Consider the following 22,115-nt stretch of genomic DNA (forward strand, 5'->3'; position numbering starts at 1 on the left):
AGGAAGTCCCGGCATTGCGCCGGGATTTTCCGTTTCCGGGGTGTTGCGTATTGAACTGGAATAATTGGCCGGCGTTTGCTAGTTTTGCGTCCATCTAAAACAACACGCATGGCAGAAAAGTATAACCAGGGCCGGGCAATGTGGTCAATTACAAAGGCAAGCATCCGGGCGATGTTCAGAAGCCCTTCGGCGATCGTATTCAGCCTTGGTTTTCCGCTGATGTTCACGATGGTATTCGGTTTCATCGGGGGCGGCGGCAGCACGGTGAGGGTAGGGGTAGACCATGCGTCTGATACGCTGAACCCTGTGTTCCAGGGCATGAAACTTAACAAAAACATACGGCTGGTAACCGATGCCACGCAGGAGCAGATGGAAGACGACCTGTCCAAAGGCAGGCTCACCGCCATTTTGAAGATAAACACGGGCGGGAGCGCCCCGGCGCCGCCGTATACCGTTCACATGAAAACCTCCACGGCCAGCGCGCCGGAGAACGTGAGCATGCTGATCAACATGCTCAATACCGGCATCAATATCGCCAACGACAGGGTGCATCCGCGGCCATCCGTTGCGCGCATCGTGCCGGAAACGGTGCCCGGGCGCGTGTACAAACGCATCGACTTCATCCTGCCCGGCCAGCTGGGCTTTTCGCTGCTGAGCGCCGCGGTGTTCGGCACGGCTTTCCTGTTCTTCAGCCTGCGGCAAACGCTGGTGCTGAAACGTTTTTTCGCCACGCCGGTAAGCAGGATGTACATTATCCTCGGTGAAGCCATCAGCCGCCTGCTGTTCCAGTCTTTCGGCTCCATCATCATCATCGGCGTGGGGTATTTCTTTTTTGGTTTTACGCTGGTGCACGGGCTGCTCACTTTCCTGGAAATGCTTCTGCTCTGCCTGTTCGGCCTCATCGTGTTCATGGGGTTCGGGTTCGTGGTGAGCGGCATCGCCAAAACGGAAAGCACCATTCCCCCGTTCGCCAACATCGTTACATTGCCGCAGTTCCTGCTGGCGGGCACATTTTTCCCGATAGACGTGTTTCCCGGCTGGCTGCAGCCTATATGTAAAGTATTGCCGCTCACTTACCTGAACGACGCTTTGCGGAAGGTGGCTTTCGAGGGGCTGCATTTGTGGAATCTCGGTCCGCAATTGCTGATCCTGACCGTTTGGGGCATTGTTGTTTATACTTTGGCCGTAAAGGTGTTCCGCTGGGAATAAACGCTTGTTTTTTGCCGGAAAGAGCGTAACTTTTACGTTCTTCAACCATCCTTAAAACACGTATTATGCAACAAGCCTTAATGATCATCCTGGGGGCTGTGGCTGTGATTGTGTTAGGGTTATTCGTATTCGCCACCTATTTGCCTTCCCGCGTACGAGTGGAACGTTCTTTACTCATCCGCGCCCCCGCAGGCAGGATATTCAGCTTTGTGAACACGCTGCGCAACTGGCCTCAATGGAGCCCGTGGCATAGGGAAGACCCGCAGATGAAAGTGGAATATTCGCCGACGGATTCCGGCCAGGGCGCTGCCTATTCCTGGAAAAGCCGGAACCGCAACATTGGCAAAGGCAGCCTGAAGATCACCGAATCGCGGACGAATGAGTATATTGCCAACGAAATGAATTTTATGCAGCAGGGGCCCGTGAAAGGTTATTTCCGTTTCAGGTCCGCCGCAACGGGCACGCTGGTAACCTGGGGCATGGAAACGGATGTGGGGCAGAACCCGGTCCGCAAGCTGATCGGCAACCTGGTGAACAAATGGGTGGGCAGCGATTTCGAGAAGGGGCTGAGCAACCTGAAAAGACTGAGCGAGATTTGATTTAAAAACCCGGAACCGGTAATTCTGTTATAGAAAAAGGGCTGGAAAGCCCTTTTTTATTGGGCGAAGCCCGCATCGAAACGACTATGAGATTTTTAAAAATGTTCCTGGCCGCAGTGGTTGTACTGGGCACGCTTGTGTTTTTATTGTCCCTTGCCTTTCCATCCACCGCCCGCATGGAACGCTCCGGCTCTATCAGCGCGCCGCTGGATAAAGTGTATGCGGTAACGGGCGACCTGAAGACCTGGCAGGAATGGAACCCCTGGAACCCCGCTTACCGCGGGCGCGAGCACCTGCTTTTGCAGTATTCCGACCCTTCCGTGGGAACGGGCGCCTGGTATACCTGGAGCAAAACTTCCGGCGCGGCCGCCTCCGGCAGGGTGGAAATAGTGGCCGCCGATTCCACCAAAGGCATCGAATTTAACATGACCGACCCGTCTATGAAGCCGGTGAAAGGGTATATCGAGCTGAAACCCACCACAGACGGCAAAGGCACCGCTATTTTGTGGCGGCTGGAAGCGAAAGTGGGCATGACGCCCTGGTGGAAACTCCGCGGTTTCCTGATGGACAGGGTCTATGGCGATTCCATGGAAGAAGGCCTCAACAAGCTGCGGGATATTTGTGAAAGGCCCTGATTTTAATTGCGGTTTTATTTGAATGGTATGGTAATTGTGAACCGAACGGCGTAAATTTCCATTTCATTCAAATCAAATCCTATTTTATGAAAAGTATGTTATTCGGCCTCGCCTTCCTTTTCACCGCCACAACAGTGCTGGCGCAGGACCCGCCCAAGAGCCCGCGCGTAACCGCCTCCGGGGATAATGTTGAAATCGCTTACGGCCAGCCGTCTAAAAAAGGTCGCCAGATTTTTCCCGGCCTCGAAGCTTATGGAAAAGTATGGCGCGCAGGTGCCAACAAGTCTACCGACATCACTTTTAAGAAAGACGCCCAATTCGGCGGTAAAAGCGTGAAAGCCGGTACTTATGCGCTCTTCATCATTCCCGGCGAAAAGGATTTTACTTTCATCCTGAATAGTGTTCCGGCGCAAAACGGTGCTTCCGAGTATGAAAAGAACAAAGACAAAAACGTAGCCGAGGTAAAAGTGGCCCGTCAGAAAACGGCCTCCACCGTTGAGAAACTGACCTTCAGCCTGCCGAAAGGCTCGCTCGTGTTCGAGTGGGACGATGCCAAAGCGGTAGTTCCCCTGACTTTCTAAGCAATACGCAAACAAATCTTTGACCGGCCCGGGGCGTTTGCTTCCGGGCCGGTCCTTTTAACGGTTTCCGGTTCGCCGGGATGTTAACAGCCTGGCTAAATTCCCTCCATTCAAGGCACTGCCCCGCGCAACGGTCGGCTAAAGGCGTTGCTTCAGTAATGCTTTAGTAAGGCTTTAGTAGGGATACCGTAACAGAACCGTAGTAAATTGCACAATTGCGCAAACTCCGGCGCCGGTTACTCCCATTTTTTCCCGTATTCCCGCAGCATATCCAGTATCGATTGATACACCTCGTCCAGCTCCGCATCCGTAATACAATACGGCGGCAGGATGTACAGCGTATTGCCCAGCGGCCGCAGCATAATGCGCCGCTCCCTGAAAAAATCCGCCAGGAAGCCTGCCAGGTTGTTCACGTAACCATCCGCTTCTCCCGTTTCGATCTCGAACGCCAGAATAGTGCCCAGCGTGCGGACGTTGCGCACATCGTCGTGATACGCCAGCTCCACCGCGAATTGCCGGTGGCGCGCGTTGATCCTTTCCCGGTTGGCGAGGCTTTCCGGCTGCAGGAACAGCTCCAGGCTGGCCAGCGCTATCGCGCAGGTGAGCGGGTTGGCGGTGAAGGAATGACCGTGGAACAAGGTTTTCAGCTTGTCGTGGCTCAAAAACGCATCGTAGATCTCCTGCGTACAGGTGCTGATGCCCATGGCAATGGTGCCGCCGGTAAGGCCTTTGGAAAGGGTGATCATGTCCGGCGGGGTTTGCACCTGTTCCATCGCGAAGTTGGTGCCGGTTCTGCCGAAGCCGGTCATGATCTCGTCCGCTATCAGCAAAATGCCTCTTTCGCGGCAGAAGGCCAGCAGCCGGTCGAACACGGCGGGGGAATACATCAGCATGCCGCCCGCGCCCTGCACCAGCGGCTCGAAAATGAACGCGGCGGTATCGGGCGCCAGCAGCGCCACTTCTTCCAGCAGCCGCTCAATATTTTCTTCGGTGGGCGTATCGATAAAATTGACCTCGAACAGGAAATCGTCGAACGCACGGGTGAACACGCTGCGTGCGCTTACGCTCATGGCGCCGAAAGTATCGCCGTGATAGGCGTTGTGGAAGGCCAGTATTTTTTTGCGTTCAATGCCTTTGTTCCGCCAGTACTGGATCGTCATTTTCAATGTCACTTCCACGGCGGTGGAGCCATTGTCCGAATAAAACACTTTGGCCTGTTTGCCCGGCAGCACAGGCAACAGCTGTTCGGCCAGGGCCACTGCGGGCTCGTGCGTATACCCGGCAAATATGGCGTGATGGAGCTTTGCGGCCTGCTCCGCCAGTTTTTGCGTAATATAAGGATGTGCGTGGCCGTGAATGTTCACCCACCAGCTGGAAGTGGCGTCTATATACCGGTTGCCCTGCTCGTCGAACAGCAGCGCGCCTTCGCCCCGAACCAGCGCCACGGGGGCGGGAGCCGTCTGCATCTGCGTGTAAGGGTGCCAGATCACCGCCTGGTCTCTCTCGCTTAAACTTTTTTGCATCCGGCAAATGTAAGACATACATGAATATGCTAATGCATCCCGGACGGAACCATTTACGTAACTTTGTGTTTATTATACGGCACAAGATTTGGTCACACCCCCTAAAAGGACATCATGGAAACGAAGCTGTTGGAAGTTATTGATAATGTGAACGCCCGTCAGTTCGAAGTAAAAATCGACGGGCAATTGGCGAAGGTGGAATATATGTTCGGCGGGAACAAGATCTTCCTGACCCATACGGAAGTTCCGCCGGCCCTCGAAGGCAAGGGTATTGCCTCGGCGCTGGTGGAAAGGGTGCTGCATATCCTGGAGGAACGCCGCCTCAAACTTGTTCCGCTCTGCCCGTACGTGGCTACTTTCATACGCAAGCACCCTGAATGGAAAAAGCTGCTGGCGCATGGTATCAATGTTTAAACCATCCACTTTTATTTTATGCCTGTAGAAAACTTCGATCGGCTCCACCGCCTGCACCAGGAATGGAAAAAAGACCTGTTATTGAACGAAAAGGAGATCAAGTCGCTCACCGAAGAGCTGACGGAACTGGCTTCGCAAAAGCTGGATCACGACCAGCTCGCCAGGATCGAGCATTTCCAGAACTCACTGATCCGCCAGAAAGAAGTGGTGAACGACCTGCTGCAGCAGGTGATCAAAGGAGACAAGATGATGTCTGAAGAAAACGGCGACAATGCGCAGCTACACATGCTGCACAACAAACTGCAGGACGATATGGATACTTTCGACCGGCTGTTCGTAGACCTCCGCGAAGAATTTAAAGGATTCAAGCGCAGCCTGCTCAAAGCTTAAACGAACGCAGACAAACCCGTGCAAAACGACTCAACGCCAGATGAATAAATACAGAAGCGTAAGGGACGTGCTTTACGCAGACCAGAAAGATATGGACGGCATGCCGCTGCGGCAGCCATTCCCCTCCGTACATGCAGACCGCATCGATCCGTTCCTGCTGCTTCACCACATCCGCGCGCAGGTGCGCGACGATGTTCCCCTGCGCCACCTCGGCGTAGGCCCGCATCCGCACCGCGGCTTTTCGCCGGTCACCTTTATTTTCGAAGGCGGCGTGCACCACCGGGACAGCCGGGGGAATAATTCCGTGGTACATGCCAGCGGCACGCAATGGATGCATGCCGGCATGGGCATCGTGCACAGCGAACGGCCGCCACAGGATATTTTCGAGACCGGCGGCGTGCAGGAATTGATACAGCTCTGGGTGAACTCGCCCGCAAAACATAAAATGGACCAGCCCTCGTATTTCCCGCTGCACGAGGCCGATACGCCCGTGGTGACGAGTGAGGACGGCCTGGTGAAAGTGAGCGTTATCGCCGGGGAGCTTAACGGCGTAAAAGGGCCGGTTCCCACGCTCACGCCCCTGAACACGTTCACCGCGCAATGCAAAAAAGGCGGCAGCATGTACCTGCCACTTCCCGCAGACCATCACGCATTTATTTACCTGCTCGACGGCGAGCTGAAAGTGGAAGGCGGCAGCGTGTACACCGGCTTCCATGCGGTAGTGTTCCGTGAAGACGGGGAGGGCATCGGCATACGCGCGGAAGAAGACACGCGGCTGTTCATCGCCTCCGGCAAACCGATCCATGAAAAGATCGCCGCCAACGGCCCCTTTGTGATGAATACCGAAACGGAAGTATTGCAGGCCATGCGCGATTACCAGATCGGCAAAATGGGCATTCTCATTGAAGATTAATCAGTAATTTCCGGTAAAATCCCTGCCATGACCTTACAGGAAACACTCAAAGCCATTGCCGCCGTGAGCACGGACGGCATTAAGCGCATTTTGATGAACCATGGCGCAAAAGAGCCCGTTTACGGCGCGAAAGTGGCCGACCTGAAGGTGATCCTCAAAAAGATAAAAAACGACCAGCAACTGGCGATACAGCTTTATGAAACGGGCGGCTACGACGCGCAATACCTGGCCGGCCTGCTGGCCAACGGCGCGCTGATGACGCCGGCGCAGCTGGACAAATGGGCGAAAACCGCCAATTCCCACGGCATCAGCGAAAGCACCGTGGTATGGGTGGCCGCCGAACACCCTGACGCCTGGAAGCTGGGCCTGCAATGGATCGACGATAAAGACGAACAGGTGGCCAGCACTGGCTGGAATACCATCAGCGGCCTCACTTCGCTGAAACCCGACGCGGAGCTGGACATCCCGCAGCTGCGGAAACTGCTCAAAAAAGTGGAAAAAGAAATACACAAAGCGCCGAACCGCGTGCGGTACACGATGAACAATTTCGTGATACATCTCGGCACTTATGTAGACGCGCTGCGCGACGAAGCCGTGGAAGCCGCGCGGAAGATCGGGACGGTGAGCGTTTTTATGGGCGATACGGCCTGTAAAGTGCCGGCGGCGGAAGAATACATCAACAGTTCACGCAAACGCGGGGTCAAAAAGAAAAAGACGCTGAAATGCTGATGCATGCCTGTTTGTAGCTATGGCGACTTCTGTTAATACTATATTTTACTGGGCCAGAGATATGGCGCAAGTCAGCTAACGTGCATAATCCAACCAGCAAGACTTGCGTCAACGGGAGCCAGCGGGATAGTCCCTATTTCTTTCTAAATAGATTTTTCCACCTTAAAAAAAGATTACCCGTGTTTTTCTTTTTCTCATATAATTTTTGCGGAACACCAAACTCTTCTCTTACCGCCAGCCTTCTTATATATTCATAACTTTCTCCTGTAAAAGCCAACTCCCAAAGTTGTATAAAAAAAAGACGAACGTTATCAGAATAAATTACCGGCGCCATTATGGAATCCAGCACTCTCTCAAAGTTAATCTTATTTGAACAGAGATAATATGCCAGGCTATCTTTTGCATATCGTTTAATCTCTTCAGGTCGTGACCTAAAAGCAGGTAACAGAAATTTATGAATGAGTTCAGTTCTATCTTCCCTTTTATCTAAATTCAATTTGGACATTTGCATTACCTCTTCGTCATCTTCCCTGTCCTCACCTCCAACCATTGGGATTAGAAATTCCTCAATAAATGCAGCATTTACTACTATCATTAATTTAATCTTAATTTAAGAAATACTGTTATGAGTTCCTCCAGCTGGCGCAAGCCTTGTGCGCAGGCCCCTGTGTCTATCCGTAGCTATGGCGACTTCTGTTAATGCTATGTTTTACTGAGCCTGGCATATGGCACAAGTCAGCTAACGCGCATCATCCAACCCGCAAGGCTTGCGCCAGCCATGGAAAGCAGCGCTCGCCGAGGGATAACCGCTTTTTATTTTGTCGGGGAAAATTTAATCAGAAAAAGATCGCCGACCACTCTCTTTTGAAAATACCTTCCGGGGCCAGCTGGTGAATGCCTTCTTTTTCGTTCAGCTCCCCGCTCGCGTTCACATGGTCTGCAATGCCGCACCACGGTTCTATACACACAAAATCCGCATTTTTCGCGCTCCAGATGCCCATGTACGGGAAACCCGGGAAGCTCACTTCCAGGCCATGCGGCGTTTTGTCGCTGCGGATGGAAATAGTTTCGGAAGCGAGGTGTTTGAATACGAGCGCGTCTTTGTAAAACATCGGTTTTTCCAGCGGCAGGGCGGTGGTGTCTTCGAGATAGGGAACGGGCGTTGTTTGGATCAGTCCTTCGTCGGACAAAGGCCATACCGGCGCCTGCTCCGCCTCGCTGAAATGCAGGGAATAATCGTCGAAGGAGGTGCCTTCCGTCAGCGGCACTTTAAACGCGGGATGCGCGCCGATAGAGAAATACATCGGTTCATCGCCGGTGTTCTGCACGGAATAACCGACTTTCAGCGTCGCGTTCTGGATGGCGTAACGTACGGTGAGGGTAAAGGGGAAAGGGTATTTGTCCAGCGTCTGTTCGTTGTCTGAGAGGCTGAACGTAATGCTTGTGGGCGTGTGTTCGTTCACGTTAAACGCCATGTCTCTCGCGAAACCATGACGGCCCAGCTGGTACGTCTTCCCCTTGTACTGGTAGGCGTTGTTTTTCAGTCCGCCCACGATGGGGAACAGGACCGGGCTTTTTTTGCCCCAGAAGGCCGGGTCGCCGCTCCAGAGGTATTCCAGCTGGTTGTCTTTCCTTACGATGCTTTGCAGTTCAGCCCCCTGGGCACTTACCTGCACACGGATATATTCGTTGGCAATTTCCATCATGCGGCAAAGTTACAGTTTCAGGCGGATACCTGCTTTATTGAGCAAACCTGCGATCTGGATCATCAGTATGGAAAAAAGAAGGGACTTGAGGATGCCGACCCAGCCGGCCAGCGCTTCCATGGCGAACACGCCCGTCATGGTCAAAATGGTGTAAGCGAAATAAGGAATAAGGTAACAAAGCAGCGTATCGGTGCCGGCTGGTTTAATGACCCTGAACCAGCGGGCCTTTTGCTGAAGGTCCCCCAGCCAGTAAGTGATCAGGAACAGCCCGATGGTGAGCGCGCTGCAGATCATCACCCAGCTGGGCGTGGCGCGGATCTTCGATATTTCCCAGATGGGTCGGGTGAGCAGGCCCGCCGTGGCCAGTACAACGGCAATGCCCAGCAATAAAGGGATCACCTGTTTCCATTTGCCGGCGGAAGTATAACTTCTGAAGATCATCGCCACCAAAGTTCCACCCATTACCAGCGAAGGCATGGCCCCGTTATCCAGCGGGCTGAGCAGCGTGCTTAAGAAATTACCGCGCGGCAGAAGATGCGCATGCGTGGCTATGCTCAGCCCGCTGAACACCAGCCAGCCGCCCAGCACTGCGGCGAATTTTCCCTTGCCCAGCGCATAGATCAGCGCACTGGCGAAATAGGCCCAGCCGATCAGCCCCAGGATGCCCCACCAGTACGTGGAAAAACGCTGCGCTTCGTCGCCCCCGCGGCAGATCCAGGCCAGTGCCAGCAGTATCGCGATGCCCAGGCCTTTGAAAATGTTTTGCCTGGTTTTGGGCCATGTTGCGGGATATTGGTTCCATATCAAAATAAAACCGGTGCAGCAAAGCATGTTCCACACGCCGCGGCTGATGCCGGTGGCTTCCGCGTTGAGATTTTCGCCGTTGACGAGGAAAAGCCCCATCACCAGCAGGCCGATGGAACGTTCCACCACATGGCGGACCAGCTGAAAAATGCTGTCGCCTTTTTTGATGCGGTTGCTGATGGCGTAAGGAAGGCTCATGCCGACGATGAACAGGAACGCGGGAAACACCGCGTCCGCAACGCCCATGCCGTCTTCCTGTGCGGCGGTATGCTCCAGCCATCCGGGAATGTCTTTCAGGCTCCAGAGGTCGTTCACAAAAATCATCAGTAACATAGTAAGCGCCCGTGTAATGTCGATCGAAGCGACGCGTTGCGTGGAATTCATATATAGCCGGGGATTTAACGGTATATCAAGATATAAATTTTTTCAATGATTGTATGGGCCAAAGCCCGGCTTCACGGCAAAATAAAAAACGCTCCGCCGGGAGATCCCGCGGAGCGTTTCATTATCATCAAAAAGAAGATTAATTCCAGATACCGTTCTCCCCGGTCAGGATCACCGGCAGCCCGTCCGTTACCACGATCGTATGTTCATGCTGCGCCACGTAACTGCCGTCGCGGGCCGCAAGCGTCCAGCCGTCGCCGTTCTCATAAGCCCAGGTCGCTTTTGTGGAGATAAACGTTTCCACCGCCACCACCGAATTTTTCCTGAATTTGGTGCGGTTGAATTTGTCGTAATAGTTAGCGATGGAATGCGGCTCTTCGTGAAGACTGCGGCCGATGCCGTGCCCCGTCAGGTTTTTGATCACCCGGTAGCCGCGTTTGCGGGCTTCCGCTTCGATAATGCCGCCTACCTGCGCGATCTTCACCCCGTCGCGGATGTTGGCGATGGCTATACGAAGAATATCGCGCGATGCGTTCACCAGCTGCTGGTGTTGATGAATATCTTCTCCCAATACAAAAGACCCGCCATTGTCCGCCCAAAAGCCTTCCAGCTCCGCGCTTACGTCCACGTTCACCAAATCGCCTTCCTGCAGGATGGTTTTTTGCGTGGGGATGCCGTGCGCGATCTCGTGGTTCACGCTGATGCAGGTCCAGCCGGGAAAACCATATGTCAGCTTCGGCGCGGAACGCGCACCGAACGCCGCCAGCACCGACCGGCCGAACTCGTCCAGCTCCGCCGTGCTCATACCCGGTTTTGCGTATTCCCGCATTCTTCTGAGCGCCTGTGCTACCGCTTCGCTGGCCTTTTGCATGCCCAGCATTTCCGCCTGTGATGATATCGACATGTCTGATGTATTAGTGTAACCCCCAAGGTACGGATTTTCAGGCGTTTTTCAGTAGGCGTTCTTGCCTAAATACGATACTTTAGCGGTATGAAAAACGGACCATCCCCCCTCACGAGGGTGGTGATCATTGACGATGAACCCGCCATCCGGAAAGACCTGCAGGCGCTGATGCAGCAACAGCCCGGCTTTGTTGTGACAGGCATTTGCGGCAGCGTGCAGGAAGCAAAAACCATCATCCCCGCCACACAACCCGACCTTCTGCTGCTGGACATCTCGCTGGGCGACGGCACCGGCTTCGACATCCTCCGGGAACCTTCCGCCGCGGGCTGCAAGGTGATCTTCATTACCGCTCACCAGGACTATGCGATCAAAGCCATCAAGTTCGGCGCGCTCGATTACCTGCTCAAACCGGTAGACGAAGAAGAGCTGCAACAGGCGCTGGCACGGGTACACGCCGCAGGGCCCGCGGCGCCGGAACAACTGAGCCTGGCACAGCAGCAATTCAGGCAGGGCGGCCTGCAAAACCGCATCGTGCTGCGCTCGCAGCAATACCTGCAGGTGGTGGCTTTTGAAGAAATCCTGTATTGCCAGAGCGATGCGGGATATACCACGTTTTTTCTGACGGACGGGCGCAAGATCGTAGTATCGCGCTCCATCAAGGAATATGAAGAGCTGCTGCCGGAAACCTGGTTTATCAGGCCGCACCAGTCGTATCTTGTAAATCACCGGTTTATCGACCGTTATCATAAAGACGGATACCTTGTGCTCCGCAACAATGTGGAGATCCCGGTGTCTACCCGTCGGAAAGATTACGTAGTGGAATACCTTACCGGAAACAGATAACACCCGTTATGCGCTTCATCACATTCCTGCCGATCATTGTTGCGATAGCCGGCTGCACGCGCCCGCAGGCCGTTCGCAGTCCCGCGAAAGCCGATTCTGTGCTCGCTTTTATGAAGTCGGATATCAACCCGTATTTCCACGACCGGCAACCGGCAGAAGCGGGCCGCAAGCTGGACAGCCTGTACCCGGCTGTGCAGAAGCTCAACGACGTAGGGCTTACCTGTTCTTATTTCCGCTTCAAAGGCGTGCAGTTCATCATGGAAGAGAAGTACGACAGCGCGCGTATTTTCCTCAACGAATCGCTGCGGCTGGCAACGGAAAAAGACAGCACGGGCAAACACGTTATCGCCGCAAAAATACAATTGGCGGACCTTTGGAACGAAGAAGCGCATCCCGACAGCGCGCTGCACTATGCCCGCGAAGCGTATTATCTCGCGCATAAATCGGACACGAACGGCCTGCCGCTCATTTGCCTCCGGCTTTCGGAGATCTACAGCGAAATAGGGGATGAGCCCGCGCTTCGCAAATATCTTTTCGAAGGCTTTGAAAGAACGACGCAGCCCAAGCTGAAAACCGTTTTTGCCAACAACATCGCCAAATATTACACGGAACAAAAACAGCTGGATTCCGCCGTGCTGTTTTTTAAAGCGATGGAAAACGACACGCTGTTCTCCAATCCCTATTTCGACGCGGTGCGGTACGAAAATCTCGGCATCCTGCTGGACAAACAAGGGAAATATACGGAAGGCCTGCCCTACCAATTAAAGGCACTGGCGCTGAACCGCGAGCTGGGCGTGCTGGACGGGGAATCCGTTTTCGGCGTGGCCGACACTTATTTTTTGATGGGGCGTTTCACAGAATCGCAAACTTACCTCGATACGGCGTATGCGCTGGCGACCGAAGCCGGCGACCAGTCCGTGATCACCAAAATATGGGAAAAAAGAGCGAAGAACCATGCCGAGCGCGGGCAGTACCGGGAAGCGTACGCATCGATGGATTCCGCGATGGATGCGTATGAAACGGAAGTGGATTCGTCTATCGCCGTGCAGGCGCGCGAGCTGGAAACGCAGTATGCCGTAAAAGCGAAAGACGACGAGATCCAGCAGCTTTCTTTTGAAAATAAAGTGAACCGGCAGATCAGGCAGCAGCAGCAGCTGATCATTGCCGCGATGATCGTAGGCGTTGCGCTGGTGGCGGCCATCGGGTTTTTGTTGTACCGGAGGAGAAAGCTGGAGCAGCAGCTGCGGGAAACTTCGCTCCGGCAGCGATTGCTGCGCAGCCAGATGGAGCCGCATTTTATCTTCAACACGCTGAGCGTGCTGCAAAGTTTTATCCGCAACGACGACCGGGAGAAATCCATCCGTTACCTGAACAAATTCGCCAGGCTGGTGCGCATTAGTCTTGAAAACGCGCGCGAAAGTTTTGTGCCGCTGAAAGACGAGGTGACCGCCCTCGAAAGTTATCTCGCCCTGCAGCTGATGCGCTTCGAAGGCGCTTTTGATTACACGCTGGAAGTATACGAACAATACGAGGAAGACGGCCTGCTGATACCGCCCATGCTGCTACAGCCTTTCGTGGAAAACGCCATCCAGCACGGCCTGCGCCAGCTGGACAGGAAAGGCCTCATCAGCATCCATATCGGGCGCGGCCCGCATGTGCTGCATTGCGTGATAGAAGACAATGGCCGGGGCCTTCAGCCGGAAGCGGAAAAACAGGAAAAAACTTCACTTTCCACCGTCATCACGCAGGAAAGGCTGAACATGCTGGGTAAACAGACCAAACGGCCCGCCAGTCTTCGCATTATCGACAAACGTTCGGAAAACGGGCAGGGCATCCGCGTGGAGCTCGATGTGCCTTTCCGGCGTTCATAACCGCATTTTCTCCATAAAACGGATATCGGCCAGGAGCGCCCGGATTTAAGAAAGGTCCGGGCGCTTTTGTATTCCCTTCTTTTGGGCGGGGCGATTACCGGTATGTTTGCTCCGCGTTCAACATACGCTCCTGGCTACATCAACCTGAAAACCGGAAACATGGAAAAACTTTGTTTTGCGGCGCTCGCGGCCCTGGCATCGTGCCGGTTTTTCGGCGGCGGCCGCTCGCACGACAATGCCAAAGACATGCGGGGCCGGGATTTTATGTTCACGCTCGAACAGGTGCGGGACCTGCAAAAGATCCCGGGCCTGGTGAGATCTTCCATCGAAAAGGTGGAGAAAGAAAAGAAGTTCACGGACATGGTATGCAACACCGTATCGGTAGCCATGCCAAGCCGTATCGACAGCCCTGAAGACGATTTGAAGATCGCCGTATACGTATCCCCGAAAAACGGGGGCACGGCTTTACGCTGCTCTATCATCAAAAAGGGGAATTTCAGAAAATGTTGTACTGATCCAATTCAACCGGCAGGCATGCGCTTATCCCGCTTATTCCGGAAACCCGACCCAATCCGGCCTTTCATCGAACACACGTCCCTGATCAACCGGCAGGCGGAGGAGTTCATTGCCTTTTACGAAGAAAGATTCGGCCGCGGGTTGAATGGTGAACAGAACAGCCTGTTCATTTTGGATCTGGTACTGTCCGAGACGCGCAACAGCGCATTGCTGCGGCACAGGCGGCAATGGCTGGCCGTTCATGCGGGGGCTTATCTTTTTAAAGTGGCCTCGCAACGGTTCCGCGAATGGCCTTTGCAATACCGCTGGTATCACCCGTTGGGGCAGGCGGTGCTGGTGGTGGGCTTGCCCGCATTCCGGGTTTCGCTGCTGGCCGAGCAGGCCATTCAGCTGCGGCTGGACAATATGTCCGAAATCCCTGTACCTCTTCTTTTTAACCGTTTCGAAAAAGCGGTGCTGGCGGCGGAAAAAGGGAACGACGAACTGTTCATATAAAACGATTAGTGTTGCTACCTCAATAAATAGAACCCCGGAACCATGTTTATCAACATCACCGTCATTCTAAACGGATGTAACATGAGGATCAGAAACTCTCCCGTTCGGGGGAGTTTCTTTATTTTTGACAAATGCAAAAGAAGATCGTGCTTGCCAGTACGTCCACCCTGTACGGCGAAGAATACCTCGAATACCTGGCGCCTGTGATGGCTGACCTTTTCGCCAATATCAGCGAAATCGTGTTCATTCCTTTCGCCCGCCCGGGTGGTATCAGTCATGATGATTACACCCGGCGCGCGGCCGGCGTGTTCGAACAGAAAGGTATCCGCGTGAAAGGATTGCACACCTTCAGCGACCCGCTGCGGGCTATCCGCGACGCGCAGGCTTTTTTCACCGGCGGCGGCAATACGTTCCTGCTGGTGAAACAGCTGCACGACCTTGGCCTGATGGACGCGCTGGCCGAAGCGGTGAATGCCGGCAAACCTTATCTCGGCTGCAGCGCGGGCAGCAATATCGGCGGAGTGAACATGCAGACCACCAACGATATGCCGATCGTTTACCCGCCCGGTTTCAAAACCATGGGACTGGTGCCGTTCAACCTCAACCCGCATTATCTCGACCCGGTGCCCGGTCTTGAGCATATGGGCGAAACCAGGGAAACGCGCATCAGGGAATTTCATACGCAAAACAACATCCCGGTGGTGGGGCTGCGCGAGGGCAACTGGATCGCGGTGAACGGGGAAACTATCACGCTGGAAGGCAAACACAGCGCGCGGATCTTTTTACCCGGCCGGACGCCGTACGAACTGGCCACGGGAGCGCTGCTGAAATTTTCCTGACGCGATGTTAATTTCGTATCGCCGACGGTAAGAAAAGAACCAGCTGCGGGGATCGTGAAACTTGCGCAACCGTTTGCGCAGACGCCCGTCCCGCTTGTTTTAGCAGCCGTTGGGCGGTTTTCGTCGTGTTCCCTGTTAATTCTGTACCTGAATCCGTACGTTCATCAAAAAATGATGAATAAAGGTCAAAACTTTACTATTTTAACCACTTCATAGTCCACAACTCAACTGATAAATTATGAGTGCTACTCGACGTAATTTCCTCCGCCAGCTGGCGGTAGGCTCCGGCGCCCTTGCAATGGGGCTCCCTTCCTTTGCCGCTCCCGAAGCCCCGAGCGACCGGGAATTAAAAGCAGCGCTGGAACAATCCTCCAAACAGCAGCGTTTCAACATGAGCGGTTATGCCGCGCCGAAGATCGACAAGGTGCGTATCTGCTTCATCGGCCAGGGTATGCGCGGGCCGGGCGCGGTACAGCGAATGTCCTTCATCGACGGCGTGGAGATCGTCGGCATCTGCGACCTTCTTCCCGAACGCGCGGCCAAATCCAACGGCATCGTTACCAAATCCGGCCGTCCCGCGGCTAAGGAGTATTCCGGCGAAAACGGCTGGAAAGAAATGATCGACAAGGAAAAGCCGGACCTGGTGTACATCACCACGCCCTGGCACCTGCACACGCCCATGGCCCTTTACGCCATGGAAGCCGGTTGCCACGCCGCTTCCGAAGTGCCCATCGCACTGTCGCTGGAAGATTGCTGGAAGCTGGTAGATACCTCCGAGCGCACCAAAAAGCATTGTATGATGCTGGAGAACTGCTGCTACGATTTCTTTGAACTGCTTACACTCAATATGGCCCGCCAGGGCATGTTCGGCGAACTGGTACATGCCGAAGGCGCATACATCCACGATCTGCGCGACCTTAATTTTTCCAAAAAAGGTTACCAGAACATGTGGAGGCTCCGCCAGAACATCGCGCACAACGCGAACCTGTACCCGACGCACGGCCTTGGCCCCATCGCGCAGTGCATGAACATCAACCGCGGCGATAAAATGGACTACCTCGTGTCTATGGCCAGCAACGATTTTATGATGGCGGACATGGCGAAGGAAAAAGCGGCCACCGATCCGTTCTATAATGAATTCGTCGGCAAAAAATACCGTGGTAACATGAACACCACCACCATCCGCACCGCGAAAGGCAAAACCCTCATGCTGCAGCACGACGTAACCACGCCGCGCCCGTATTCACGCATCCACCTCATCAGCGGCACGAAAGGCATGGCCTCCAAATATCCCAGCCCCGAGCGTATCGCGTTCGGCCACGGATGGATCAAGGAAGATGAAATGAAAAAACTGCAGGAGGAATATACGCCCGAGATCATCCGCAAGATCGGCGAGCTGGCCAAAAAGGTAGGCGGCCACGGCGGTATGGACTTTATGATGGACTGGCGCCTGATCGACTGCCTGCGCAACGGCCTTCCGCTGGACCAGAACGTGTACGACGCCGCCGCATGGAGCTGCATCGTGCCGCTGAGCGAAAAGTCCCTTTCCAAACGCTCCGGCAGCGTGGATATCCCGGACTTCACCCGCGGCGCCTGGAAAACCAACGCCCCCGTGGAACTGACGCTGAAAGGCGGCGGCACCACCGGCGTGATCGGCGTGGAAAGAAAAACCGAATCCAAACAGCTGAACGTACATTAGGATTTGATATGCAATACGAAGGGCGCCCCGCAAAGGCGCCCTTTTTTAGTTTGCAACATTTTTGACGCACCGCGCGGAAAAACCCTCTTGTTTGTCCGCATCGCTGTGGCGGTTCACGATGCGGCCGCCTTTTCCGAAATTGTACAGCCAGGCGGTGCCGTCGCCGGTGGAGGTGGAAGTCCAGTAAAAACCGTGGCGGTTCATGCGCGCGTAACTTTTCCCGTCTGCTTCGCGGTTGCCGCCCAGTATGATGTCAAACCCCGATTTCCCGCCCGGCATGAGCGCCACGAAAGCTGCTTTGCCGCCATCCTGCGAATCGTCGCGCACGCCGCCGAAATGTTTCACCATGCGCTGCCATTCTTCATTCGATGGCAGGCGCCAGCCTTCGCCCAGCATGGCGCAGGCTTCCTGCGCCGCCTGCCAGGTGTACAGGCGGCCGTATTGCATGCAATAGGAAATGCTGTCGTTGAAACACCAGGAATCTTTTGTTTGAGTGGCGAGGTTGCGGGTCATCCACAACAGGTTGTCCGGCATTACTTTCAGCTGGTACACCGTGCCGTCGCGGTCTTTCAGCACGATCGGCTGCTGTGCGGACGCGATGTTTTGTGCGATGAGGAACATTAGAATAAAGTAGCGCATATCCCAGAGATTTTATTCTTCCATTTCCTTCACAAATTCCCTCGGTGCAAGCCCCGTAACGGTTTTGAACACCCTGTTAAACGAAGCGATGCTGTTGAACCCGCAGCGGTAAGCGATGGTGGCGATGTTTTCACCGGAATCGCCGGTGAGCAGCTTGCAGGCTTCGTGTACGCGCACCTCATGCAGGAACTCCACAAAGGTAAGCCTTGTATGTTTCTTGAAATACCTGCAAAAGGCGGGCGGCGTCATGTTCGCGTGGCGGGCGATATTTTCCAGCGGGATGTCCGCCTCGAAATGTTTCATGATATAATCGTAGATCGCGCTGATGCGCAGGCCTTCCTGTTCGTTCACCGCGGCGGGTTTTGCGCCGGTTACAAGCGGTTCCAGGCCGGTGATGCCGCGCACATGGCTCAGCAGGCGGATAAATTCGGCGAACTGCGCCGCGCCCCTCGACCGGCTGAGCTGCTGCATCAGCGCCGCCACGGCGGAAGCGGCCTGCTCCGGCACTTTGAAGCCGCGCGGGTATTTTTCGATGAAGGCCCGTATGGGTTTCATTTCCGCCAGCGAAAACACCGGGGCCAGTTTGCCCGCCGGGTCGAAAAAAAGGGTAAGGGCCTGCGCGCCGCCCGCGGGCCGCGTATCGTCGCTGCGGAACACGTGGGGCTGGTTGCCCGCGAGCCAGTATACATCCCCGGGGCGGAAGGCGTGCATGCTGTTGTCTGCCACCAGCGTGCCCGAGCCCTGCTGTATCCAGGTAAGCTGCACTTCGCCGTGGCGGTGAAGATGCGGGTAAAAGTAAGGCAGGCGCTCGTTTTGAAGGATGATGTTTTTATCCGGCGCTACGGGAATGGTGAACTGCAGAACTTTCATGTCCTAAATTATGCAAAATTTAACCAGAATGCGGATTATCGATTATCTGTTGGTTAAAAAATGAGCAATATTGATTAATAAGCGTAATGCCGCCCGCGGCGCTTTCTTTTATTTTTGAAAAAAAATCCCATGGCCGTACAATGGAAAGGAGTGTACCCCGCGCTCACCACCAAATTCACCGAAGAAGAAACGCTGGACCTCGACCTGTTCGGCAGGAACCTCGACGCGCAATTGTCTGCCGGTGTGGCCGGCGTGATCATCGGCGGTTCGCTGGGTGAGGCCAGCACGCTGGTTCTGGAAGAAAAAGCGGAACTGGTGCGGTTCGCGGTGGAAAGGCTGAAAGGCAGAATCCCCGTGATCCTTAACATCGCCGAAGGCGCTACGCGCGACGCGGTGAAACAGACCGCACTGGCGGCGCAATGGGGGGCGGAAGGGCTCATGCTGCTGCCGCCCATGCGGTACAAATCGGACGAACGCGAAACGGTGCAGTATTTCCGCAGCGTGGCGGAATCCACTGCGTTGCCCATCATGCTGTACAACAACCCCGTGGATTATAAAATTGAGATCACGCCCGCGATGTTCGAAGAACTGGCCGCCTGCGATAATATCAAAGCGGTGAAAGAATCCACGCGCGACGTGACGAACGTGATCCGCATGCGCAACCGTTTCGGCAACCGCTTCAGCATTCTTTGCGGGGTAGACACGCTTACGCTGGAAGAGCTGGTAACCGGCGCCGATGGCCTCGTAGCGGGACTGGTATGCGCTTTCCCCGAAGAAACGGTGGTGCTGTACAACCTCGTAAAAGCCGGACAGATCAAAGAAGCGCTGGAACTGTACCGTTGGTTCATGCCGCTGCTCGAGCTGGACATTCATCCCAAGCTGGTGCAATACATTAAGCTCGCTGAAACGTATACCGGTCTTGGTTCCGAGCATGTTCGCGCGCCGCGGCTCAAGCTGCAGGGAGAAGAAAGAAAACGCATCCGGCAAACGATCGAACAGGCGCTGGCCACGCGCCCCGATCTTGCAAAATTTGCGGCGCCAGGTATGAGCCGGGTGCTGGAAAAATAAAAGATAAATGACGATCCTATCACAAATAATGCAGCAGTCCGCAACAGCGTTTGCGGAATACCGTAAAACCGGCCCCGCGCAGCGCGCGTTGTTCCTGGAAACGGTCGCTGCCGCATTGGAAGCCCGGCGAGAAGCGCTTACAACAATTACACACCAGGAAACCCACCTGCCGCTGGCGCGGTTGAACGGGGAATTGTCCCGCACGACCGGCCAGCTGAAATTGTTTGCCAACCTGGTCAGGGAAGGCAGCTGGATCATGGCGGCCATCGACACGGCCGATGCGCAGCGTACGCCGCCAAAGCCGGATACCCGTAAAATGTCCGTGCCATTGGGGCCGGTAGTGGTGTTCGGCGCGTCCAACTTCCCTTATGCATTTTCCACCGCCGGCGGCGATACGGCCAGCGTGCTGGCCGCGGGCTGCACGGCGGTGGTGCGCGCGCATTTCGCGCATCCGCAAACGTCTGCGCTCGTGTTTGAAGCCATGCAGGAAGCGATTCGATCCTGCAACCTTCCGGAACATACCGTTCAGCATGTAACCGAACCAGGCAACGAAACGGGCAAAACGCTCGTGATGCACCCGCTTACCGCCGCGGTGGCCTTTACCGGCTCGCAGAAAGGCGGCATGGCGTTGTTAGGTTATGCGCGGGAAAGGCCCGATCCCATTCCCGTGTTCGCTGAAATGGGCAGCGTGAATCCCGTGTTGCTGCTGCCGGGAAAACTGGCGGAAGACGCGGCCGCGCTGGCGAAAAAAATGGCCGCTTCCATCACGCTCGGCATGGGGCAATTCTGTACCAATCCAGGTTTGATGATCGGCGTAGCAGGGGAACAACTGGATGAATTTCAGCGGCATCTCGCGGAAGAGATCGGCCGGTTCAGCCCGCATAGAATGTTGCATGAAGAAATAACGGCTCGTTACGATGAATCTGTCTCTGTAATAACGTCGAAACCGGAAGTACGCATTGTCGCGAATAACACGGCGGCATTCGCCACGATAACGGCCGCCGGCTTCCTGCGCGACGTTTCGCTGCGGGAAGAAATTTTCGGTCCGTATTCCTTACTGGTACAATGCCGCGGCGAAGCGGAAATGCTGCGGGTGATAGACAGCCTGGGCGGGCAACTCACCACTACGCTGATGGCGACGGATGAAGACCTGCGACAAAATGCCGCTTTGATCGAACGCTGCACCCGGATAGCGGGAAGGGTGATCATCAACGAAGTGCCTACCGGCGTGGAAGTATGCGCCAGCATGGTGCACGGCGGCCCGTTCCCGGCTACTACCGACCCGCGCTTCACGTCAGTGGGCGCTTCCGCGGTCCAGCGGTGGGTGAGGCCGGTGTGTTTTCAGAACTTCCCGGGCCACCTACTGCCGGAAGCCCTGCAAAACGCCAATCCGCTGGGTATCTGGCGCACGGTGAACAATGAATGGACGAATCGCTGATTCCTGTTAATTTTCTTATTTTGTATTGATGAAACAGGCCACCAAAAAGACTTTCTTCTGCATAGACGCGCACACCTGCGGCAATCCCGTGCGGCTGGTGGCGGGTGGAGGCCCTTCCCTGAAAGGGAACAACATGAGCGAAAAACGGGCGCACTTCCTCGGGGAATTCGACTGGATACGCAAAGGCCTGATGTTTGAACCGCGCGGTCACGATATGATGAGCGGCAGCATTTTGTACCCGCCAAACAACCCGGAAAACGACGTAGCCGTGCTGTTCATCGAAACCAGCGGCTGCCTGCCCATGTGCGGGCACGGCACTATCGGCACTATCACCATCGCCATCGAAGAAGGACTGCTGCTGCCCAAAACGCACGGCACTGTGAAAATGGAAGCGCCGGCCGGGCTGGTGGATATCAAATACACGACCATCGGCAATAAAGTGAAAACGGTGAAGCTCACCAACGTGCCGTCGTGGCTGGAGGCGAGCGGTCTTACCGCGGAATGCCCGGAACTGGGAGAGCTAACGTTCGACGTGGCTTACGGCGGCAACTTCTACGCCATCATCGACGTGCAGGACCATTTTGCGGGGCTGGAACATTACCCGGCGGACAAACTTATCTCCTGGGCGCGGGAATTACGGAACCGGATAAACGAAAAATACGAATTTGTGCACCCGGAAGACGCCACCATCAAAGGATGTTCGCATATCATGTGGACGGGCGCCGTGCTCGACCCCACGTCTACCGCGCGCAACGCCGTTTTTTACGGGGACAAGGCCATCGACCGTTCGCCCTGCGGCACCGGCACTTCCGCGCGAATGGCGCAATGGTATGCAAAAGGAAAATTGAAAAAAGGCGATACTTTCCTCCATGAAAGCATTATCGGCTCGCGGTTTACGGGTACGATAGAGGAGGAGGTGACCGTGGCCGGGAAACCCGCCATCAGGCCGGGTATTGAAGGCTGGGCGAGAGTGTACGGATACAACACGATCAGCATAGACCCGGAAGACGATCCCTACGCATACGGCTTCCAGGTATTATAGTCAA

Annotated in this window: 23 protein-coding genes; 16 read left to right on the forward strand and 7 right to left on the reverse strand. The window is 55.0% G+C overall.

Annotation, left to right across the window (positions count from 1 at the left end):
* Window positions 1–108 precede the first annotated feature (108 nt).
* From J7I43_RS16005 to J7I43_RS16020, 4 genes are all read left to right on the forward strand, one after another.
* Window positions 109–1,209 carry an ABC transporter permease gene (locus J7I43_RS16005; protein WP_209146854.1) on the forward strand — a complete coding sequence of 367 codons (1,101 nt, stop codon included), beginning with the start codon at window positions 109–111 and terminating at the stop codon, window positions 1,207–1,209.
* 65 nt (window positions 1,210–1,274) lie between these two features.
* Window positions 1,275–1,808 (forward strand): SRPBCC family protein, encoded by a 534-nt coding sequence (locus tag J7I43_RS16010; protein WP_209146855.1) that lies wholly within the window; start codon window positions 1,275–1,277, stop codon window positions 1,806–1,808.
* 86 nt (window positions 1,809–1,894) lie between these two features.
* On the forward strand, window positions 1,895–2,443 hold the full coding sequence (locus J7I43_RS16015) for an SRPBCC family protein (RefSeq protein WP_209146856.1): 549 nt from the start codon (window positions 1,895–1,897) through the stop codon (window positions 2,441–2,443).
* A gap of 86 nt (window positions 2,444–2,529) precedes the next feature.
* On the forward strand, window positions 2,530–3,024 hold the full coding sequence (locus J7I43_RS16020) for a DUF2911 domain-containing protein (protein WP_209146857.1): 495 nt from the start codon (window positions 2,530–2,532) through the stop codon (window positions 3,022–3,024).
* Between the two features lie 236 nt (window positions 3,025–3,260).
* Here J7I43_RS16020 and bioA read toward each other — a convergent pair whose 3' ends face one another.
* Window positions 3,261–4,547, reverse strand: coding sequence for an adenosylmethionine--8-amino-7-oxononanoate transaminase (bioA, locus tag J7I43_RS16025; protein WP_209146858.1), 1,287 nt, complete (start codon window positions 4,545–4,547; stop codon window positions 3,261–3,263).
* A gap of 114 nt (window positions 4,548–4,661) precedes the next feature.
* Between bioA and J7I43_RS16030 the strand changes: the two genes are divergently transcribed.
* The 4 genes from J7I43_RS16030 to J7I43_RS16045 are packed head-to-tail and all read left to right on the forward strand — an operon-like array spanning window position 4,662 to window position 6,993.
* The gene (locus J7I43_RS16030) at window positions 4,662–4,961 is read left to right on the forward strand and encodes a GNAT family N-acetyltransferase (protein WP_209146859.1); all 300 of its coding nucleotides are present in this window, start codon (window positions 4,662–4,664) and stop codon (window positions 4,959–4,961) included.
* Window positions 4,962–4,979: 18 nt separating this feature from the next.
* Window positions 4,980–5,351 (forward strand): hypothetical protein, encoded by a 372-nt coding sequence (locus J7I43_RS16035; protein WP_209146860.1) that lies wholly within the window; start codon window positions 4,980–4,982, stop codon window positions 5,349–5,351.
* Between the two features lie 40 nt (window positions 5,352–5,391).
* Window positions 5,392–6,264, forward strand: coding sequence for a pirin family protein (locus J7I43_RS16040; RefSeq protein ID WP_209146861.1), 873 nt, complete (start codon window positions 5,392–5,394; stop codon window positions 6,262–6,264).
* Between the two features lie 27 nt (window positions 6,265–6,291).
* Window positions 6,292–6,993, forward strand: a complete 702-nt coding sequence (locus J7I43_RS16045) for a DNA alkylation repair protein (RefSeq protein WP_209146862.1) — start codon at window positions 6,292–6,294, stop codon at window positions 6,991–6,993.
* A gap of 133 nt (window positions 6,994–7,126) precedes the next feature.
* On the opposite strand, the gene J7I43_RS16050 is transcribed toward J7I43_RS16045, so the two are convergent.
* From J7I43_RS16050 to map, 4 genes are all read right to left on the reverse strand, one after another.
* Window positions 7,127–7,588, reverse strand: coding sequence for a hypothetical protein (locus tag J7I43_RS16050; RefSeq protein WP_209146863.1), 462 nt, complete (start codon window positions 7,586–7,588; stop codon window positions 7,127–7,129).
* 241 nt (window positions 7,589–7,829) lie between these two features.
* Window positions 7,830–8,699, reverse strand: coding sequence for an aldose 1-epimerase family protein (locus J7I43_RS16055; RefSeq protein ID WP_209146864.1), 870 nt, complete (start codon window positions 8,697–8,699; stop codon window positions 7,830–7,832).
* Window positions 8,700–8,708: 9 nt separating this feature from the next.
* On the reverse strand, window positions 8,709–9,887 hold the full coding sequence (locus J7I43_RS16060) for a DUF5009 domain-containing protein (protein ID WP_209146865.1): 1,179 nt from the start codon (window positions 9,885–9,887) through the stop codon (window positions 8,709–8,711).
* Window positions 9,888–10,026: 139 nt separating this feature from the next.
* Window positions 10,027–10,791, reverse strand: a complete 765-nt coding sequence (map, locus tag J7I43_RS16065) for a type I methionyl aminopeptidase (RefSeq protein ID WP_209146866.1) — start codon at window positions 10,789–10,791, stop codon at window positions 10,027–10,029.
* A gap of 87 nt (window positions 10,792–10,878) precedes the next feature.
* Here map and J7I43_RS16070 point away from each other — a divergent pair, with 87 nt between their 5' ends.
* From J7I43_RS16070 to J7I43_RS16090, 5 genes are all read left to right on the forward strand, one after another.
* The gene (locus J7I43_RS16070; RefSeq protein WP_209146867.1) at window positions 10,879–11,634 is read left to right on the forward strand and encodes a LytR/AlgR family response regulator transcription factor; all 756 of its coding nucleotides are present in this window, start codon (window positions 10,879–10,881) and stop codon (window positions 11,632–11,634) included.
* An 8-nt stretch (window positions 11,635–11,642) separates the two neighbouring features.
* Window positions 11,643–13,505, forward strand: a complete 1,863-nt coding sequence (locus J7I43_RS16075) for a tetratricopeptide repeat-containing sensor histidine kinase (protein WP_209146868.1) — start codon at window positions 11,643–11,645, stop codon at window positions 13,503–13,505.
* A 159-nt stretch (window positions 13,506–13,664) separates the two neighbouring features.
* Window positions 13,665–14,516 carry a hypothetical protein gene (locus J7I43_RS16080; RefSeq protein ID WP_209146869.1) on the forward strand — a complete coding sequence of 284 codons (852 nt, stop codon included), beginning with the start codon at window positions 13,665–13,667 and terminating at the stop codon, window positions 14,514–14,516.
* A 131-nt stretch (window positions 14,517–14,647) separates the two neighbouring features.
* Complete coding sequence (pepE, locus tag J7I43_RS16085; protein ID WP_209146870.1) at window positions 14,648–15,355, forward strand: dipeptidase PepE; 708 nt, start codon at window positions 14,648–14,650, stop codon at window positions 15,353–15,355.
* Window positions 15,356–15,593: 238 nt separating this feature from the next.
* Complete coding sequence (locus tag J7I43_RS16090) at window positions 15,594–17,054, forward strand: Gfo/Idh/MocA family protein (protein ID WP_209146871.1); 1,461 nt, start codon at window positions 15,594–15,596, stop codon at window positions 17,052–17,054.
* A 45-nt stretch (window positions 17,055–17,099) separates the two neighbouring features.
* Here the strand turns inward: J7I43_RS16090 and J7I43_RS16095 are convergent, their stop codons facing one another.
* Both J7I43_RS16095 and J7I43_RS16100 read right to left on the reverse strand, forming a co-directional pair.
* Complete coding sequence (locus J7I43_RS16095) at window positions 17,100–17,693, reverse strand: FISUMP domain-containing protein (RefSeq protein WP_209146872.1); 594 nt, start codon at window positions 17,691–17,693, stop codon at window positions 17,100–17,102.
* A 12-nt stretch (window positions 17,694–17,705) separates the two neighbouring features.
* Window positions 17,706–18,563: a helix-turn-helix domain-containing protein gene (locus tag J7I43_RS16100; protein WP_209146873.1), complete on the reverse strand. Its 858-nt coding sequence runs from the start codon at window positions 18,561–18,563 to the stop codon at window positions 17,706–17,708.
* A gap of 129 nt (window positions 18,564–18,692) precedes the next feature.
* Here J7I43_RS16100 and J7I43_RS16105 point away from each other — a divergent pair, with 129 nt between their 5' ends.
* The 3 genes from J7I43_RS16105 to J7I43_RS16115 are packed head-to-tail and all read left to right on the forward strand — an operon-like array spanning window position 18,693 to window position 22,111.
* Window positions 18,693–19,631 carry a dihydrodipicolinate synthase family protein gene (locus J7I43_RS16105; RefSeq protein ID WP_209146874.1) on the forward strand — a complete coding sequence of 313 codons (939 nt, stop codon included), beginning with the start codon at window positions 18,693–18,695 and terminating at the stop codon, window positions 19,629–19,631.
* 7 nt (window positions 19,632–19,638) lie between these two features.
* Window positions 19,639–21,069, forward strand: a complete 1,431-nt coding sequence (locus tag J7I43_RS16110) for an aldehyde dehydrogenase (NADP(+)) (RefSeq protein ID WP_209146875.1) — start codon at window positions 19,639–19,641, stop codon at window positions 21,067–21,069.
* A gap of 28 nt (window positions 21,070–21,097) precedes the next feature.
* Window positions 21,098–22,111 carry a 4-hydroxyproline epimerase gene (locus tag J7I43_RS16115; RefSeq protein WP_209146876.1) on the forward strand — a complete coding sequence of 338 codons (1,014 nt, stop codon included), beginning with the start codon at window positions 21,098–21,100 and terminating at the stop codon, window positions 22,109–22,111.
* The last annotated feature ends 4 nt before the right edge of the window (window positions 22,112–22,115 follow it).

The organism is Chitinophaga chungangae (assembly GCF_017742215.1).
Classification (GTDB): Bacteria; Bacteroidota; Bacteroidia; order Chitinophagales; family Chitinophagaceae; genus Chitinophaga; species Chitinophaga chungangae.